Origin of the sequence: Paenibacillus hebaui (assembly GCF_051934385.1) — a bacterium.
Taxonomy (GTDB): Bacteria; Bacillota; Bacilli; order Paenibacillales; family Paenibacillaceae; genus Paenibacillus.
The window spans coordinates 2,334,787-2,353,115 of the sequence record NZ_CP196836.1; the positions used below are offsets into that span (position 1 = coordinate 2,334,787).

At 46.9% G+C, this 18,329-nt stretch carries 14 protein-coding genes; all 14 read left to right on the top strand.

Annotated features, from left to right (window positions below; all coding sequences use genetic code 11):
• The first annotated feature begins 221 nt into the window (after window positions 1-221).
• The 14 genes from ACR32F_RS10770 (at window position 222) to ACR32F_RS10835 (ending at window position 18,320) form a co-directional block, all read left to right on the top strand.
• A complete protein-coding gene (locus ACR32F_RS10770; RefSeq protein WP_440118699.1) occupies window positions 222-623 on the top strand; it encodes a MarR family winged helix-turn-helix transcriptional regulator in 402 nt (133 codons plus the stop codon).
• Complete coding sequence (locus tag ACR32F_RS10775) at window positions 620-1,051, top strand: DsrE/DsrF/DrsH-like family protein (RefSeq protein ID WP_440119775.1); 432 nt, start codon at window positions 620-622, stop codon at window positions 1,049-1,051. The genes ACR32F_RS10770 and ACR32F_RS10775 overlap by 4 nt, the downstream gene beginning before the upstream one ends.
• A gap of 74 nt (window positions 1,052-1,125) precedes the next feature.
• On the top strand, window positions 1,126-1,392 hold the full coding sequence (locus ACR32F_RS10780; protein WP_440118700.1) for a metal-sensitive transcriptional regulator: 267 nt from the start codon (window positions 1,126-1,128) through the stop codon (window positions 1,390-1,392).
• Between the two features lie 205 nt (window positions 1,393-1,597).
• Window positions 1,598-2,158: a flavin reductase family protein gene (locus tag ACR32F_RS10785; protein ID WP_440118701.1), complete on the top strand. Its 561-nt coding sequence runs from the start codon at window positions 1,598-1,600 to the stop codon at window positions 2,156-2,158.
• 453 nt (window positions 2,159-2,611) lie between these two features.
• Window positions 2,612-4,699 carry an acyltransferase family protein gene (locus tag ACR32F_RS10790; protein ID WP_440118702.1) on the top strand — a complete coding sequence of 696 codons (2,088 nt, stop codon included), beginning with the start codon at window positions 2,612-2,614 and terminating at the stop codon, window positions 4,697-4,699.
• 222 nt (window positions 4,700-4,921) lie between these two features.
• Window positions 4,922-6,235: an extracellular solute-binding protein gene (locus ACR32F_RS10795; RefSeq protein WP_440118703.1), complete on the top strand. Its 1,314-nt coding sequence runs from the start codon at window positions 4,922-4,924 to the stop codon at window positions 6,233-6,235.
• A 134-nt stretch (window positions 6,236-6,369) separates the two neighbouring features.
• Window positions 6,370-7,248 carry a carbohydrate ABC transporter permease gene (locus tag ACR32F_RS10800; RefSeq protein WP_440118704.1) on the top strand — a complete coding sequence of 293 codons (879 nt, stop codon included), beginning with the start codon at window positions 6,370-6,372 and terminating at the stop codon, window positions 7,246-7,248.
• Window positions 7,249-7,287: 39 nt separating this feature from the next.
• A complete protein-coding gene (locus ACR32F_RS10805) occupies window positions 7,288-8,142 on the top strand; it encodes a carbohydrate ABC transporter permease (RefSeq protein ID WP_440119777.1) in 855 nt (284 codons plus the stop codon).
• 29 nt (window positions 8,143-8,171) lie between these two features.
• Complete coding sequence (locus tag ACR32F_RS10810) at window positions 8,172-9,977, top strand: cache domain-containing sensor histidine kinase (RefSeq protein ID WP_440118705.1); 1,806 nt, start codon at window positions 8,172-8,174, stop codon at window positions 9,975-9,977.
• On the top strand, window positions 9,974-11,584 hold the full coding sequence (locus ACR32F_RS10815) for a helix-turn-helix domain-containing protein (protein ID WP_440118706.1): 1,611 nt from the start codon (window positions 9,974-9,976) through the stop codon (window positions 11,582-11,584). The genes ACR32F_RS10810 and ACR32F_RS10815 overlap by 4 nt, the downstream gene beginning before the upstream one ends.
• Window positions 11,585-11,643: 59 nt before the next feature.
• Complete coding sequence (locus ACR32F_RS10820; RefSeq protein ID WP_440118707.1) at window positions 11,644-14,220, top strand: beta-mannosidase; 2,577 nt, start codon at window positions 11,644-11,646, stop codon at window positions 14,218-14,220.
• 528 nt (window positions 14,221-14,748) lie between these two features.
• Window positions 14,749-14,949: a cation transporter gene (locus ACR32F_RS10825; protein WP_440118708.1), complete on the top strand. Its 201-nt coding sequence runs from the start codon at window positions 14,749-14,751 to the stop codon at window positions 14,947-14,949.
• Between the two features lie 78 nt (window positions 14,950-15,027).
• A complete protein-coding gene (locus tag ACR32F_RS10830; protein WP_440119779.1) occupies window positions 15,028-17,415 on the top strand; it encodes a heavy metal translocating P-type ATPase in 2,388 nt (795 codons plus the stop codon).
• A 26-nt stretch (window positions 17,416-17,441) separates the two neighbouring features.
• Window positions 17,442-18,320 carry a hypothetical protein gene (locus tag ACR32F_RS10835; RefSeq protein ID WP_440118709.1) on the top strand — a complete coding sequence of 293 codons (879 nt, stop codon included), beginning with the start codon at window positions 17,442-17,444 and terminating at the stop codon, window positions 18,318-18,320.
• Window positions 18,321-18,329: the final 9 nt, after the last annotated feature.

Genomic DNA, 18,329 nt, shown 5'->3' on the forward strand with positions numbered 1-18,329 from the left:
ATGAAATGGAATTTTTAAAAGGAAATAAATATGACATGGATTCAGCCTGGGTTGCCTGATTTATACCTTAATGTATATCGTTCTACGATCTAAGTCAATATTTAATGTTATATAAAATAACATTAAATATGCTAAAATTGAATTCATATCTTTATTGCGGATTTATATGTCATATTTAATCACATATCACTGAAGAGAATTCATAATGAGAAAGGAAGTTTATGATGAGTGAACATAGATTGCCCAAACATGTATATGAACAATTGGCTCTTTTTCGCTATCAGATTCGCAAGTTTATCCGCTTTAGCGAACAGGCGGCCAGAAGCAAAGGATTAACGCCCCAATATCACCAGTTAATGTTGTCCATTATGGGTTTCCAAGGAAGGGAACACGCTACACCGAAGGAATTGGCCGAGCGGCTGCAAATTACACCACATGCCTGTGGAGAACTAGTCAAACGCTGTGAAGAGCTGGGGCTCGTCCATCGTACTCCGAATGAGGAAGATCGCAGAAGTGTCTTGATCAGTCTTACAGAAGAAGGCATGTCTCTATTAGAAGAACTGTCTGAGCTTCATGCAGATGAGTTGATAAGGGCCGGATTGCTTGAATTTGATCATGGATAAGGAAGTTTGCAGCTTTGATTATAGCGAATGGTGCAGCAGCTTATGACCATGAGGTGACGATATTTTTTACATTTTGGGGATTGAATGCTCTTCGCAAAGATGAAGCGATCTCTGTCAAAAAAGGTTTTTTGGAAAAAGTATTTGGATGGATGATGCCGCGTGGTCCCAAAAAACTGGGTTTGTCCAAAATGAACTTTGGGGGTCTGGGGCCACCCATGATCAAACATGTGATGAAGAAACACAATGCCCTTTCATTGCCACAGCTTATCGAACTGGCTCAGGAACAAGGAGTAAAGCTGATCGCCTGTACGATGACGATGGATTTACTCGGCTTGCAGCAGGAGGAACTTATGGATGGCATTGACTATGACGGAGTTGCGGCATATCTGGGAGATGCTTCAGAAGGTAAAGTAAACTTGTTTATCTAGCCTTGTAAATTCTCTTTTTTTTGTCCTATACTATACCCATACCCGTATCACACATAGAAGGGCGAGGAGATAACATGGATTATGAATATTCAAATGAATTAAAAACCCGTTTGCGCAGAATCGAAGGACAGGTTCGTGGCGTGTTGAGGTTGATGGATGAAGGTAAAACGTGCAAGGAAGTTGTGGCCCAGCTATCGGCTGTACGTAATGCATCAGACAAAGCAATCGCGCAGATTGTGGCTGAGAATCTTCACCAGTGTATTGTAGATGAGTTGGCTGAAGGCAGAGACAGCAGCAAGATGGTTAAGGAAGCGGTTGAGTTGTTGGTTAAGAGTCGTTAAATGACTACATGACCATAGATCATATAAAAGCAAAAGTAGCCATGACATTCATCTCGCTTTGAATGTTCAGGGCTATTTTTGATTTTTTTCCAAAAATGACTGAAAAGTATGAAGTAATTCTTTCTCATCCTCTGCTGTTACTGTATAATATTGGATGAGAAATGGCCTGAAAAATACAGGCCAACTGAAATGGAGAGGTGATCCAATGAAGAAACCGATAGATGAACCCCTGTTTTATTCGTATCCCGGAATGGTGGCGGTGGTGACATCCCGTTATGAGGGAGTACAGAACGTCATGGCCGCAGGCTGGCATACCTATATTGGCTCGTCACCCGGAATATATGGCATCTCGATACGGAAAGAGACGTACTCTTACCGGCTGATTGAGCAGAGCAGAGTCTTTGGGGTACATTTTCTGCCAGGTCATCGATCCGAGTGGATTCAGGCAGCGGGCACATTCAGCGGAAGAGATACGGATAAATTCTCAAAGTTCGGTATTACATACGAGGAGGGCATCAAACTGGATATTCCGGTCCTGACCGATGCTTACTTTGCTTATGAGTGCAAGGTGATGGATATAACGACGTACGGAGATCATGAATGGATCGCGGGTGAAGTGATGCAGCGGTATCAGGACGATGAGTACTTTCTGGAGAATGGGATGGTTGATCTGGATAAACTGCAAATCCCGATGTACGTAGGACGCTCCTCTTATCGGATACTCGATGGGAATGCGGAAGAGAAGATTCATCCGTTTTACCTCTAGGGTCCTAGGCACCAAGAAGCAATTATGAGCAAAACTTTCAATCCGGCAAGAGATAGGTTTATAATGGTTATTGGCTGCTGAGCAAGTCGGCAGCCTTTTGCTATTGATCGGCACATGTAATCATGTCTCAAACAGAGACTTTCTCATATATGAAAAAAGACAAGGTAATATTAGCCATTCCATGAAAAATGCTGTATTAAACGACAAAATTAGAGTATGATTTTACAGCTATATATGCTTGGCAGGAAAGGTTACATCGCTTTATGTGAGATAACGAAAAATATAAAGAATATCGTAAGGATTGAAAGGTAATGGATAAAAAACGTCTTCTTTATGTTGTAAATGAAAGATGGAAGGTGCAATACGTATGTTAATAACAACCAGATTCACAATAAGGAATTCCATGCCCCAAGCACCGATGATATGGGCTCACAGTAACAAGGAGGGGCAAGCATGTCAGAATCGTTGAAAAGTAAGCGGCATATGAACGGACTGGATGGCTTGCGAGCCATCGCGGTACTTGCGGTAATCGCGTATCATCTCAATTTGACTTTTATTCCGGGCGGTCTGCTCGGTGTAGGTATATTCTTTGTTCTGTCAGGATACTTGATTACAGATATTCTGGTGTCACAGTGGCAGGAGCATGGACGCATTGCTCTCGGTGATTTTTGGGTGCGGCGAGCAAGGCGTTTGCTTCCCGGCATGCTTACAATGACGGCTGTCGTTATGATCTGGCTGCTATGCACAGATCCTTCCCGTCTCGCAGCCCTTCGTGGCGATATTTTTTCAGGCGTATTATACATAAGCAATTGGTGGTATATCTTTCATCACGTCTCCTATTTCGAAAGTTTCGGCCCTCCATCACCGTTTGGACATTTCTGGTCCTTGGCTGTGGAAGAGCAGTTCTACATTGTATGGCCTCTTCTTCTGGTTGCGGCAATTGTCTTGTTCAAACGAAAGGGCTGGCTGGTCGTCTTCATTGTGATCACAGCTGAGTTGTCTGCTGGCGCAATGGCCATCATGTATAATCCGGATCTGGACCCGAGCCGTGTATACTATGGAACAGATACACGAGCATTTGCGCTACTTGCTGGTGCAGCATTGGCTGTGGTATGGCCGAGTCGCAAGTTGTCGTCGTCCCTTGCCCCCATGAACCGACTAGTTCTGGACGTATCAGGCTTGGCGGCGTTGGCTCTGTTAATCTACATGATGCTGAATAGCAGCGAATACGATCCGTCTTTGTACCAAGGGGGAATGGTGCTTCAGGCTATCGCGACGACACTACTTGTTGCTGTGCTGGCTCATCCATCTTCCGTTCTGGCACGTTGGATTGGAGCTAAGCCACTGCGTTGGATCGGCGAACGTTCATATGGTTTATATTTGTGGCATTATCCCGTCATTATCCTGACGAGTCCAACGGTAGATACAGGGGGAGCACATCCTGTACGAATGATTTTGCAGGTTGCGGCAACGGTTGTGCTTGCCTCCCTCTCCCTTAAATATATTGAAAATCCAATTCGTCATAACGGATTCCGCGATTCCTGGTCACGGTTATGGGGAAGAGGAGGACGGAATGAAACTGGTATTCGCAATGTACGGTGGAAGCGCGCTGGATTGCTGATGAGCGTTCTGCTGATGTCTGTTACGGTGTCACAGATGATGATTACTTCTGCAGCGAATTCCGATTCACACTCGGCATCTATGTCCACCACATTGAATGGAGATCACTCAGTAGCGGAAGAAAAAGGGCAGGACGTTCTGCCAGTAACTGCGGGCACATCCGACCCGGGCAAGAAACCGGAGTCACAGAGCAATAAACCAGCGGAGCAGCCGACAGATCATCAGGAGATAAATGAGCAGTCAACCGACTCGTCCAATTCTTCTTCCCAACCTGATGATCAGGAAAGTTCCTCAGGCGATGGAAAAGGGATTTCTCCAGAAGATCAACCAGTTGAAGATTCCAAAGATGATCCGAAGCATAACCTGGACCATAAAGGAGCAACCAAATCCGACGATCCACAGGGGGCGATGAACCCTTCCAATGAAAATGAAGAAACAGCTCCTTCTGCCAAAGACGGCAAGATTCATTACACGGTCATTGGAGACTCGGTGATTCTGGACGCAAAACCCTATCTCGAACAAAACATATCGGGAGTCCACGTGGATGGTCATGTCGGACGTCAGATGTGGCAGGCAGCCGATGTACTGGATGGTCTGAAGCGAAACAACCAATTGGGCAGCCAGATCGTACTGGAACTTGGAACAAACGGTTCATTCAATTCCAAAAGTCTGGATTCCTTGCTGGATGATTTGAAGGATGAAGAACGTGTATATCTGGTTACCGTACGGGTCCCTCGCCCATGGGAAAGAGCAGTCAATAAAGCCTTGAATGAAGCAGCTTCTAATTATAGCAATGTATCACTCATTGATTGGAACAGCGCAAGTGAAGGACACGATGAATACTTTGAAGGAGACGGTGTTCATCTGACGTCAGAAGGTTCGGAAGCTTTTGCTGCATTGGTGAAAGACAGTATAAAATAAATTAGAACTTATCTATTCATTTATCATTCATGAACACTAACAAATCTATAATTTGGAAGGGGCTCTCATTGTGAGGGCTCTTTTTATATGGAAGCAAATGTTGCTTAACGAATCAGGGTATCCGATATTTTTCACCCCTGTATCCGTGGATCGTCACCTTACAAAATGATAGCGTTACCATTTACAATAAGTGTAATCAAATCACCAAGGGGGATTAAAGGGATGTTGAAAAAATGGCTTTTGGGAATATTGGCAATGGCGTTGTTTTCCATCGTTCTGGCTGGTTGCGGCGGCGGTGACAGCTCAGAAGGCAGCGGCAGCAAGGATAAAGTGACCGTTACACTCTGGCACAATTGGACCGGGCAGGATGCCAAAGCGGTAGCGATGCGTAAAATTATTGAAGACTTCCGCGCGTCACATCCGGACATTGAAGTGGTGGATGAAGGTCTGCCAACAGATGGGCTCAAGACAAGACTTCGGACAGTGGCAGCTGCGAATGAAATGCCGGACTTGTTTGTGATGTGGCCAGATGCAATGACCAAAGAGTTCGTGAAGGGTGATCTGCTACAACCAATCAATGCGGAACTGGATGCAAAGACGGAGTGGAAAGATAACTTTATTCCAAACGCGCTGGATGGATATACAGTGGATGGGAATATCTACTCGGTACCGATGAATCTCGCACCTACTTCCTTCATCTATTACAATGAAGCGCTGTTTAAACAGTACAACGTGAAAGTGCCTGAAACATGGGCTGAACTGGAGCAGGCGATTGCTACATTTAATGAAAACAAAGTAATACCGATCGCACTGGGGAACAAGGCCAATTGGGTTGCACAATCCACCATCTTCAGTACACTGGCTGATCGGGTGACCGGCACAGACTGGTTTCTGAAAGCGGCCGCACAGGAGGGTGCAAGCTTTACCGATCCGCAGTTCATTCAGGCGCTGGACAAAATGCAGGAGCTCGGTAACAGCAAGGCATTCCAGGACGGCTTTAACAGCATTGACGAAACGCAGATGATGCAATTGTACTTCCAGGGAAAAGCAGCCATGGTTATGAACGGCGGCTGGGCATTGGCTAATCTGGTCAACAATGCACCGGAAGACATTTTGAACAACACGCATATTACGATTCTGCCTGCAGTGGATGGAGGCCAGGGAGAGCCGAGAACAACATCTGGCGTGGTTGGAACCGGCTTGGGTGTAAGCAAAAAGCTAAGTGGTGCCCAGAAGGATGCGGCAATGGAGCTATTCTATGCTTTGGCAGGGCCTGACGGTCAGAAGGCAACCCTGGACAGCAGCACCTTGGTCAGTTACAAGATTGATCTGGACAAATCGAAGGCAAACTCATTGTTCGTTGAACTATATGACTTGATGCAGGAAGTGAAAATTACGCCGGTGTATGATTCCAAGCTGGGATCTGCAACCGTCGAGGTCATTAATAATGGTTTGCAAGAGCTAATGATGGGTGGCAAAGCGGAAGACATTGCGAACAAAATTCAGGCCTCTCAAGCCAATACCGTCGGAAATTAAACCAGATGTAACCCCATGTATGGATGGGATGGACTATGAGATGTTATAAACCTTAGGCCCCTTCCCGGCAGGGGAGGGGTTTTATATTGAAGTCATGTGTTTGCGAATAGGTTCTACGAAGGGAAGTGAGCGGAATGAACGCACTGCGCAGCCGGCGTTTTATCATGTTGGGGCTCGCCCCGGCGGTCATTATTTACGCGTTATTTGTATTTGTACCGGTCGTATGGTCAGCGTACTATGGGTTCTTTAACTGGTCCGGCATCGGAGAGTCCAAATATATCGGTCTGGATAACTATGTGGAAATATGGCATGATCCTGTATTCTGGCGGGCTTTGAAAAATAACGTCATTTTTGTTCTGGCCTCTGTATTTGGGCAAATTCCGTTAGCGCTGATGTTGGCGGTCATTCTGCACAAAAGCAATCCGTTACAGCGTTTCCTGCGCTCAGCCGTATTTCTGCCGATGGTATTATCCACTGTGGTCATCGGCATGATCTGGCAATATATCTATCATCCGCAGATCGGGATACTGAACTTCTTGCTGGATGCATTGGGATTGGAGAGCTGGAAACTACAATGGCTGTCCGATGACAAAATCGCGATTTTCTCACTGGTACCGCCCCTGCTCTGGAGCTTTGTTGGTCTGTACCTGATTATATTTATCTCGGCATTACAAAATATTCCTGGCGAGATCCATGACGCTGCCCAAATTGACGGTGCTTCTGGAATCCGCAAACTGGTATCCATCTCTCTACCCATGATCTGGGGAACGCTTCAGGTAGCCATCATTCTGTGCATCTCGGGCAGCCTGAAATCATTCGATCTGGTCTACATCATGACCAAGGGTGGACCGGCACATGCGACAGAACTGCTGGCTACGTATATGTATAATTCAACCTTCACAACGTACCGTTACGGCTTCGGGAGTGCCATCTCGACCACTATTGTGCTCATCTCACTGCTGCTCATCGGAACAAGCCAGTGGATGACAAGCCGTAAAAGAAAAGAGAATTAGGGGAGAGGGGGAACTGCAATGCGTGTTACACCATTATCGATGCCAACCCCAGGGAGAACTTCATCCCATCCGATTCGTCGGTTACGCAGCGGAATTGTTTGGACGCTGTTGACGGTCTATGGTATTTTAACATTGTATCCGTTCTACTGGCTTGTGATCAGTGCATTCAAAACCAATGAAGATTTCTACAGCAGACCCTTCGGCTTACCGGAAAAATGGAATGTTGCGAATTTCAGCAATGCCTGGGAGAGCTCCAAGCTGGGGACGGCTTTTGGCAATTCGCTGATCGTGTCTGTAGGATCTCTTGTGATTACGCTGTTTATTGCAGCGCTGGCCTCATTTATACTCGCACGTTTCCAGTTTCGCTGGAAAGGACTGATCATGACCTTCTTCGTGGTGGGCATGTTGATTCCCATTCACAGCACGCTGGTTCCATTATTTATTCTCATGAAGCAGATGTCCTTGCTGAATACGTATTGGGCTCTGATATTGCCGTATACTGCCTTTGCCTTACCAACGGCCATCTTTGTACTGACAGCATATTTGGCCAGTATACCGCGTGACATTGAGGAGGCTGCTTTTATTGATGGAATAGGACTCGGGGGACTGTTCACCCGGATCATACTTCCCATGTCGATACCGGCTCTGTCCACAGTCACCATTTTGAGTTTCCTGCACGCGTGGAATGATTTTTCGTTCGCACTCGTGTTTACTAACAAAACAGGTTTGAAAACGTTACCGCTGGCGATTGCGAATTTTGCCGACGGATATCAGACCGACTACGGATTGACTCTTGCTGCCATGACCTTGTCTGTCATTCCGACCATCATTCTATATCTGGTATTTCAGGAACAGGTCATGAAAGGCATGACAGCAGGGGCAGTTAAAGGTTAAACGAAAGCGCATCCAGAGGAGGGAAAGGTGTGGCACGCTGGTTAACATCTTCGCTGCAACGGAAGCTGTCCGTTGTGGTTACGGCTTCCATGATTGTGCCGCTGCTCGCGCTGGGTCTGTTCGCCTTTCTCATCTCTTCCCGCATCACAGAACAAAAAACAAAGCTGTCCGGTATGGACACACTGAAACAGGTGGAAGCGAATCTTCGCTATATGTTGCAGGATGCCGAAACTCTATCCATCTTTCTGATTGGAGAAAGGGATATTCAGCAGTATCTTAGCAGAAATGAGGACCATGAGCTGGAGCGTGTGGATATTCTCGGCAGGATGACCAATCTGGCTGCTTCCAAAAAATATATTGCCAACATTGCGATCTATCCAGGTCGTTTTGATGCCTCCTTGTCCACGGCCACCTGGTATGAATCCAATGTACTATCTTATCCACCTGCTCCGAATGGGGATGCGGTCAAAACATGGACTGGTGTATATCCGGTTCAGAATTATGCAGGTATCCAAAATGTGATTACATTGGTTCGACCTATTCGCAGTATCCATGATTATCGACCTATCGGATGGCTGGCGATCAGTCTGGATGAGCAGGCGATATCCAAAGGATGGGCCGCACTGGGACTGGGTAAGGGCGAAGGCCGCTTGGAGCTGGTCGGGCGATCTGGAGAGATCTTGTCTTCCATGGATAAATCCCGACTTGGACAATCGCTCGAGCAGGTTGAGCCGGGAGTACAGGCGTTACTTCGGCAAGGGGGAAGCGGAACAACTACGTATGGCAGCGGAGAGAATAAACGGACACTGCTCTATTATCCGGAACAGCTGACAGGGTGGACGTTAACGGGAACGGTGCCCTATGATCAATATAAATCGGAGAATGGGTACATTCTTATCCTGACTGCGGTTGCAGTGAGCGTATCTGCCATGATCAGTGCAGGGCTTGTCTGGTTTACGGTACGCCGTGTGACGAGACCGCTGCGAGTCCTTACGAGACACCTGTCCCGAATGGACCCGGATCGACCGTTGCCCCTCTTCCGCTCTGAAAGCGATGATGAGATCGGCCGACTCGGTGAGAGTTATAATCTGCTTGGCGCACATATCGAGATACTGAAGGAAGAGATTATTCGCAGTGAAGCCCGCAAGAAGGAAGCTGATCTCAGGGCCCTTCAGGCGCAGATCAATCCTCATTTTCTGTACAACACCCTATCCTCGATTCACTGGATTGCCTTGATGTCTGAAGAGAAGCGGATTGCAGATATGGTCGAGGGACTGAGCGATTTCTTGCGCATCAGTCTGAATCAGGGCAAGGACTACTGCCCGGTCGAACAGGAGATAGCTCATATTCGTCATTATGTACGCGTGCAATCTATTCGTTTTCCCGATAAGTTCGCTGTGCGTTATATCGTTGACCCCGCGCTTGAAAGGCGAATGATGTTAAAGTTGCTGCTGCAACCTCTGGTTGAGAATGCAATGATTCATGGAATTCAACCGAAAGATGGCATGGGAACGATCACCATCATGTTCCGGCAGGAGCAGGAACGAATGAATGTACTGGTTCTGGATGATGGTGCAGGCATGGAAGCGGACAGATTGGAGCAGATCAGACATAACCTTGTTCCAGCAGATGAGGAAGAACAGGCTCATTCGAGCGAACATTTGAAGGGAAATCAGCCAGTGAATCTGTTATCCCAAGGCGGTTATGGACTCCGCAATGTGAACGAAAGACTGCTACTCCATTATGGAGCGGCTGCACAGCTCGAAGTGGACAGCCGGGTCGGCGGTGGAACCCGGATTTCATTTTCCATTCCAATCTTGGAGGAATCGCCATGAGACTACTGATTGTTGATGATGAAGTTATTATCCGCACAGGGTTAGCCAGTGTTATTGCCTGGCATGAGCTGGGGATTGAGCTTCTTCCGCCAGCAGCCTCGGCTGAAGAGGCGTTGACCCGTATGGCCGGGGAGAGGCCGCATATTCTGATGACCGATATTCGGATGACAGGCAGATCGGGACTTGAACTGGCAGCGGAAGGGCTGCAATTGCTGCCGGAGCTGGAGGTTATTATTTTATCGGGGTATGATGATTTCTCTTATGCTCAACAGGCGATTCGTCAGGGAGTCACGGATTACCTGCTGAAGACGAGCAAGCCGGAAGAAATTATCAAGACGGTGCTTCAGGCCAAACAACGAATTACGGAACGATGGGCAGAGAAGTCCAGGGAAGGACATCTTCTACGTGAGAACAGACAGCGGCTGTTCGCAGCATGGATTATTGATGGAGACATTGTTTCCGGTCCATGTCCTGCGTTTCTTCATTCGGGGACGGGTGTGCACGGCAATTCTCATGCTGGCATGGAGCCGATGCAGAGACAAGTTCTGATTCTGAAAGCAGAGGGCTGGAGTCGTTCTTCGGCAGCATTGCTGCGGTTTGCAGTGCAAAATATGCTGGAGGATGTTCTGCCTGGTGCGATTACTCATATTCAAAAAGAACAGGTCATCAGTGTTGTACCGTTGCCATCAGAAGATCCGAATTTCCGATCTGTTCTGGGCTTCGCCTTAAATCGGATTGAGCAGCTGTTGAAATGCACGTTGCGTGCAGCCGCAGGTCAACCCAGGATGGAAATAGATCGTTTGCATGAGAGCTACAGAACGGCTTCCGTGGCTTTCAGTTACCATGGATTACTGGAGGACAAAATCTGGCATTATGAAGATATTCTGCATCGAAAAGGTGGAAAAACGGTCTTGCAGCATGAGGAAGAGACTGCGCTCGGGACACTGCTGATGGATAATGACTCGGTTACCCTCACCACATGGACGCGAGAACTGGTGACTGAGCTCAAGATTGACCCGGACGTAACGCCAGAATCCTTGGATGCCTGTCTGCATTCTGCCGTGAATGCTGGTCAGCGCTGGCTGATTCGTGCGATGCGTGCCATTGGACGGGAAGATTTGGAACGATTCGAGCCTTGGATACCTGAATCGGATGCGGATACAGGAGAACTGCGGGATCTGCTGTTTCATCATTTATATAGTCTGATGCATGCCTACCACAGTCAAATGGGACAAGGGCGAACCACACATGTACAGAAGGCCATTGCTTATATGGAATCCGGCTTGGTACAGGATATTAGTCTGCAACAGGTGGCGGGACAGGTTCATCTGCATCCGGGTCATCTTAGCGAGCTGTTTAAGAAGGAGACCGGTATCACCTTTGGTGATTTTGTAACGGACATGCGGATTCGACGGGCGAGAGACATGCTGGCAGTATCTCCTGCCAAAGTAAGTGAAGTCGCCGCCATTAGCGGATATGAGGATGTAAAGTATTTTAGCAGGTTGTTCAAAAAACATACAGGCAAGACCCCGAGTGAATATCGCGAGCAGGCATTGTCATTTAAGCCTTCGGAAGGTAGAAGACAGCAGATAACGGATCAGGTCTGAGCTTTCGGCAAGCGGTTTCGTAGCGTAATAACTCAGGGCTCTGGAGAGCGAGGCATAGGATGACGATGAATAGTTCAAGTCAGGATTTATCAGGGCTATGGAAGATTCAGCATTTTGAAATTGGTGAGAAGCGGGCCATGGATGTAGCGGCAGCTGCGTTAGACGATCGCTTCTGGATCGGAGCGGAAGTGCCAGGAGATGTACACGCAGCACTGGTTGAGCGCAGCATCATTGATCCACCCTATTACGGGCATAACGATGCTAAGAGCCGCTGGGTAGAGCAGAAGGAGTGGTGGTATCGCACCAATTTCAATCTGGTGAAGGACGGAGAGTCAGAAGCGTATTTCGAGCTAATATTTGAAGGGTTGGATACGTTTGCAACGGTATATGTGAATGGGCATGAAGTAGGTCAAACGGCGAATATGCTCATGTCACATGCATTCGATGTCACAACGCTGGTTCGTAACGGGTGGAATGCCATTGCGGTCAAGTTTGATCCACTTCATCTGCATCACAGGGACAAGGAAACCTTCGACTGGTCCTCTTATACTAAAGAACGTCCGTGGCTGCGCAAAGCAGCGATGAACTTTGGTTGGGACTGGGGTCCGCGCATGGTTACTGTAGGGGTCTGGGGTACCGTGCGGCTGGAGAGACGAACGACAGCCAAGCTTGGAAACGTATTCGCACGGACTGAATCAGCCAGCAGCAAGGAAGCTGTAGTTCGCGTTACTGCTGATGCGAAGTCAGTATTGTCTTTCCGTAGCAGGCAGAAACGGGGTAAAGCTGTGGCGCTGACCTGTGATATTCGTTTGTTGGATGCAGATGGTATTGAAGTGGCACGAGATGCTGACCTGGAAGTAAAAGACGGTCTTGCGGACACAACGCTGACTCTGTCTACACCGCAGTTATGGTGGACGCATGATCTGGGTGAGCCTTACCTGTACAAGCTGGAGGTTACTTTATATGCAGATGGTCAGGAAGTAGATCGTTACAACGAGCGATTTGGTGTACGAACAATTGAACTGGCGCTCCATAATGAACTGGGCGAGGATGCGTTTGCTTTTATTCTGAACGGAGTCAAAATATATGCCAAGGGAGCCAACTGGATTCCAGCTGACCATCTCATTGGAGTCATTCCTGCCTCACGTTACAAGGAACTGATCGAGCTAACGGTAGAAGGGCATATGAACATGTTACGTGTCTGGGCGGGCGGCATTTATGAGAAAGATGTCTTTTACGATGAATGTGATCGGCAAGGCGTTCTGGTATGGCAGGATTTTGCGTTCGCCAACGCATTATTCCCGGACTTCAATCGTGACTTCATGAACAATGTACAGCAAGAGGTCGAAAATAACGTCCTTCGTTTGCGGAACAGGGCTTCGCTTGCACTCTGGTGTGGCAATAACGAAATTGACTGGCTCTATGACATGAAGTCGGCCAGCGGAGATATCAACAGCCCCTTCTATGGCGAGCTTATCTACCATGAGCTAATCCCGGAAGTGCTGGAGCGTCTGGATTCCTCGCGTCCTTATTGGCCTTCTTCACCGTTCGGAGACAACAATGGCAATGACGCCAATGACCCGGACGTAGGGGATCGCCACAACTGGCAGGTATGGCATGGTTCGGTCTATCCGCGGAAATACGGGGAGCCACCGCTGCTGGACTACAGTATTGAAGGTGTGACGTTCAAAAATTATAAAAAGGATGATGCCCTGTTCAGCAGTGAATTCGGCATGCATGCTTCAGCCAACCGCTACACCTTGGAGAAGAACATGCCTGCGGGGCAGTTCTACTGGGGCAGTCCTGAAATGGCCTATCGAAACAAGGATACCAATCATCAAAAAGGTATTCTTCTGATGGAAGGTTACACGGGCATTCCGCAAAATATGGAAGAGTACATGAACTATTCCATGCTGACTCAGGCCGAAGGTCTGAGGTATGGCATTGAGCATTTCCGGCGGATCAATCACCGCAACAGCGGGGCGCTTGTGTGGCAATTGAACGATAGCTGGCCAGGCACAAGCTGGTCCATGATTGACTATGAACTGCTGCCGAAGGCATCCTTTTATTATGGGAAAGTGTTCTTTCATCCGGTATTGCTGTCGTTGGAGCATGAGCCAGGTGAGCCGCTTTCCCTGTGGGTTGTGAATGACACTCTGGAGTCTTTGAAGGGGCAGCTTCAGCTTCATGTCTATGGACTGGATGGAGAGAAAGTGTATTCGAGTACCCATCCTGTAGAGGCGGGTTCACAATCATCCATTCGTATTACAGAGCTGAGCGAAGCAGAAGTATTGGGAGGCAGACGTGCCGAGGAAGTGATGGTGGAACTGGTATCCGAGGGATTCGTTGCGCCGTTCAATCGATACTTTCTACGAGATCCTAAAGATATCGTGTGGCTTCAATCCCAACTGAGCGTACATGTAAATGAGGAGGAACAATCGGTCACGGTGACAGCGAGTGGCGGCATCGCCCGTTTGGTGAAGCTGGAGCTGCCACTCGGACGTGTGCGATTCAGCGACAACTATTTCGATCTGCTCCCTGGGGAGAGCAGAACCGTTCGGCTGCGACATCCGGAACAGGTGTCACTGCCATGGACTGAACTTCGAGTAAGTGCGATGAATGGAAGCGAAGCCTGAGCTGTTTGCGTGCTCTGATCGCTATGTAAGATGTTCGTTGCTCCCTAGTAAGGTAGAGCGTAACTCTGTAAGACGTAGACGAAATTGCTATATAAGATGCTTTTTTTCAGAGGGTCGCGATGATCTTCTGAAAATTTTTTATCTATAAATATAGGGGTGCGGGGTATGATTACTCCACTGATCTTTCAAACCGTAAGAGTCATCTTTCGAATATAGTAAAACACAGTTGAATAAATCGATTAAGTCGTATTGAACGTCAAGTCCGTGGAATGAAGGGTTAATTGAAAAGGAAACGTATTATGATGACGTTACGGATCATCTCGCAGTTTGATGACGATTAGGAATAAACTTTTGAGATAGCTTCTTTATTGTGCATTCATTACAGAAATTTAAAAAACCGTTTGACTTAATATAGGGTAGGGGGGGTATACTATATTTGCAGAGTGCGAGAGACCTGAACAACTGTCTTCAAGAGTTAACCCACTGTTTAGGTCAAACTAAATCCAAAAAAAGAAGGGACAAAATAAAATGAAAAACATTGTATTGAAGGTACAAGGTATGAGCTGCCAACATTGTGTAAATTCCATCGAAGGTGCTTTGAAAGAAATAAATGTATCCGGCAAAGTAAATCTCGTTGATGATTCAGTTGAAGTGACGTATGACGAAGGTCGGGTTTCGTTGGAGAAGATCAAAGAAGTTATTGAAGAACAGGGCTATGAAGTATCATAAGTAACGGCGTGAGGGGAGTGAGTTATTGTGTCAACAGCAGAGGCTCAGACAAAACAGTCGAGTATACAAATTACAGGTATGACTTGTGCAGCTTGTGCAAACAAAATTGAAAAAGGCCTCGGCAAAATGGACGGGGTCACATCAGCGAATGTTAACTTCGCTTTGGAAAAAGCAAGTGTAACGTATGATCCCACGAAAGTGGAAATGAAAGAACTTGAGGAAAAAATCAAAAAACTTGGATATGGTTCCGTATCAGAAGTTGCGCAGTTCAATCTTGAAGGCATGACCTGTGCAGCATGTGCGAACAAAATTGAAAAGGGCTTGAACAAGTTGCCCGGTGTGACTAACGCTTCAGTAAACTTCGCCATGGAAACGGCCCGAGTTGAGTTTTCCCCTGGTGAAGTTTCCATCGAAGACATGAAAGAAAAGGTGGGAAAACTCGGTTATACAGCGATCGTCAAGGCAGACGGTTCCAGTGGTGGTGCAAGTGAACATCGCGCTAAAGAACTGAGTAATCAAAAACGGAAATTATTGATTTCGGCGATTCTTTCCTTGCCGCTGTTGTGGACTATGGTAGGTCACTTCTCGTTCACTTCATGGATCTATGTTCCGGATTTGTTTATGAATCCGTGGTTCCAACTGATCCTGGCTACACCAGTACAATTTTATATTGGTAGACAGTTCTATGTGGGTGCGTATAAGGCTCTCCGGAACGGGAGTGCCAACATGGATGTGCTGGTATCACTTGGTACCTCTGCAGCGTACTTCTACAGTTTATATTTGACCATTCAATGGTCAAGTATGGCTGACGGTATGCATCATGGTCCATCCCTGTATTATGAAACGAGTGCGGTCCTTATTACCCTGGTTCTTATGGGTAAATTGTTTGAATCACTTGCGAAAGGCCGAACATCAGAGGCTATTAAATCATTGATGAGTCTGCAGGCGAAGACGGCATTAGTGGTTCGGGATGGTAAAGAGCTTACCATTCCAGTGGATGAAGTCATTGTAGGAGATGTTGTCCTTATTCGTCCAGGAGATAAAGTACCTGTAGACGGAGAGGTGCTGGAAGGGATCTCATCTATAGATGAATCCATGCTTACGGGTGAAAGCCTTCCAGTAGAGAAAAAAGTCGGAGATGCTGTTATTGGAGCTACGATTAATAAAAATGGTATTCTTCGGATCAAAGCAACCAAAGTGGGTAAAGAAACCGCACTTGCACAAATTATTAAGGTTGTTGAAGAAGCTCAAGGATCAAAAGCACCAATTCAAAGGGTAGCCGATGTGATCTCGGGGATATTCGTCCCGATCGTTGTAGGGATTGCAATAGTTGCTTTCGTGGTTTGGTACTTCTGGGTGACACCAGGTGATTTTGCAGGTTCGTTGGAAAAAGCGATTGCGATTCTTGTTATCGCATGTCCTTGTGCACTTGGACTTGCAACCCCAACATCCATTATGGCGGGGTCTGGTCGTTCGGCTGAACTAGGGGTGTTGTTCAAAGGCGGGGAACATCTGGAGCAGACGCATAAAATTGATGTGATCATTCTGGATAAAACCGGTACTGTTACAAAAGGTAAACCTGAATTGACTGATGTCGTCGCTTTTGGCAATGAAAATGAATTCCTGAAACTTGTTGGTGCTGCGGAGAAAAATTCGGAGCATCCACTTGCGGAAGCCATCGTTGTTGGCATCCAGGAACGAAATATTGAACTACCAGGAACTCAATCCTTTGAAGCAATTCCGGGCTTCGGAATCCAGGCAGCGGTTGAAGGTAAACAACTGCTCGTGGGTACACGTCGACTGATGGAAAAGTATAATATCGATGCAAAAGCAGCTTATAATTCGATGTCACGTTTGGAAGAAGCGGGCAAAACCGCGATGCTGGTTGCCATTGATGGCCAGTATGCAGGTATGGTCGCTGTAGCAGACACGATTAAAGAAACTTCGAAAGCTGCAGTGAGCCGTCTGAAAGAAATGGGCATCCAGGTCATTATGATTACAGGTGACAATGAACGGACGGCGAAAGCCATCGCTGCTCAAGTAGGTATTGACCATGTTCGTGCAGAGGTCTTGCCTGAAGGAAAAGCGGAAGAAGTGAAAAAACTACAATCTCAAGGTAAAAAAGTGGCTATGGTTGGTGATGGTATCAACGATGCACCGGCTTTGGCAACTGCAGATATTGGTATGGCGATTGGTACGGGGACAGATGTAGCGATGGAAGCAGCTGATGTAACACTCATGCGCGGCGATCTATCCAGTATTCCTGATGCTATCTACATGAGTCGTAAGACCATGCGCAACATTAAGCAAAACTTGTTCTGGGCGCTTGGTTACAACACCTTAGGCATTCCTATTGCTGCTATCGGTCTGTTAGCGCCATGGGTTGCAGGCGCAGCGATGGCCTTGAGTTCGGTATCCGTCGTTCTCAATGCCCTTCGATTGCAACGCGTAAAAATACGTCACTAATCAAGGCCTTACAATAGGAGGGGATAATGATGATGAGGAGTAAAAAAATCATGCTAATGTTAACCGGTGTTTTAGCTTTCGGTGTGTTGTCTGCTTGCGGAATTCCTAAAGAAAGTGCACATACAGATGGACATGGTGGTATGAATCATAATGAGATGAATTCTGAAAATGAAAGTGCGAGTCATGATCATGCAGGGCATCATGCTGTTTCAACAGCAAGTACCCTTAAAGCCTCGTTCTCCTTTGCATCAGATGTGAAGGCCAAGGGAAATTCGCATCTGACGATCCAAATCACGGACGCCGATGGAAATCCGGTTAATGAATTTGAAATGGGTCACGAAAAACTAATGCACTTTATTGTGGTGAATAAAGATCTCTCTTACTTTAATCACATTCATCCTGATTATAAGGGCGATGGAAAATTTGAGATTGAAACTTCATTTCCAGCCGGTGGCGAATACAAAATCCTTGCCGACTTTGTTCCAAAAGGTGGAGCGAGTACTACACTCAGTGAATGGGTGAATGTTGGGGGACAAGAAAAAGCCCAAGAGCCTATTCAAGCGGATTCCAATCTAGTAAAAGAAGTGGATGGTAAAAAAGTCGAACTTTCATTGAGTAGCACAAAGGCCAATGAAGACGTAAATCTGACCTTTAATATCATGGATGCGAAAACGAACGAAGGGATCAATAACCTGGAACAATACCTGGGTGCTGTAGGTCATGTTGTTATCCTTTCCGAGAATGCAGAGCAATATCTGCATGTTCATCCAACAGACGAAAAAGCAACAGGTCCAAAAGCGGAATTTATGACCTCCTTCCCGCATAGCGGAAGCTATAAAATCTGGGGCCAATTCCAACATGATGGGGAAGTCTTTACAGTACCTTTCGTAGTAGATGTAAAGTGAGTTAGAGAC

What these genes read in the sequence shown, in the direction of transcription:
- ACR32F_RS10770 (WP_440118699.1), top strand. Translation starts at nt 222, where the DNA reads ATGATGAGTGAACATAGATTGCCCAAACATGTATATGAACAATTGGCT.
- ACR32F_RS10780 (WP_440118700.1), top strand. Translation starts at nt 1,126, where the DNA reads ATGGATTATGAATATTCAAATGAATTAAAAACCCGTTTGCGCAGAATC.
- ACR32F_RS10785 (WP_440118701.1), top strand. Translation starts at nt 1,598, where the DNA reads ATGAAGAAACCGATAGATGAACCCCTGTTTTATTCGTATCCCGGAATG.
- ACR32F_RS10790 (WP_440118702.1), top strand. Translation starts at nt 2,612, where the DNA reads ATGTCAGAATCGTTGAAAAGTAAGCGGCATATGAACGGACTGGATGGC.
- ACR32F_RS10795 (WP_440118703.1), top strand. Translation starts at nt 4,922, where the DNA reads ATGTTGAAAAAATGGCTTTTGGGAATATTGGCAATGGCGTTGTTTTCC.
- ACR32F_RS10800 (WP_440118704.1), top strand. Translation starts at nt 6,370, where the DNA reads ATGAACGCACTGCGCAGCCGGCGTTTTATCATGTTGGGGCTCGCCCCG.
- ACR32F_RS10805 (WP_440119777.1), top strand. Translation starts at nt 7,288, where the DNA reads ATGCCAACCCCAGGGAGAACTTCATCCCATCCGATTCGTCGGTTACGC.
- ACR32F_RS10815 (WP_440118706.1), top strand. Translation starts at nt 9,974, where the DNA reads ATGAGACTACTGATTGTTGATGATGAAGTTATTATCCGCACAGGGTTA.
- ACR32F_RS10820 (WP_440118707.1), top strand. Translation starts at nt 11,644, where the DNA reads ATGACGATGAATAGTTCAAGTCAGGATTTATCAGGGCTATGGAAGATT.
- ACR32F_RS10825 (WP_440118708.1), top strand. Translation starts at nt 14,749, where the DNA reads ATGAAAAACATTGTATTGAAGGTACAAGGTATGAGCTGCCAACATTGT.
- ACR32F_RS10830 (WP_440119779.1), top strand. Translation starts at nt 15,028, where the DNA reads ATGACTTGTGCAGCTTGTGCAAACAAAATTGAAAAAGGCCTCGGCAAA.
- ACR32F_RS10835 (WP_440118709.1), top strand. Translation starts at nt 17,442, where the DNA reads ATGATGATGAGGAGTAAAAAAATCATGCTAATGTTAACCGGTGTTTTA.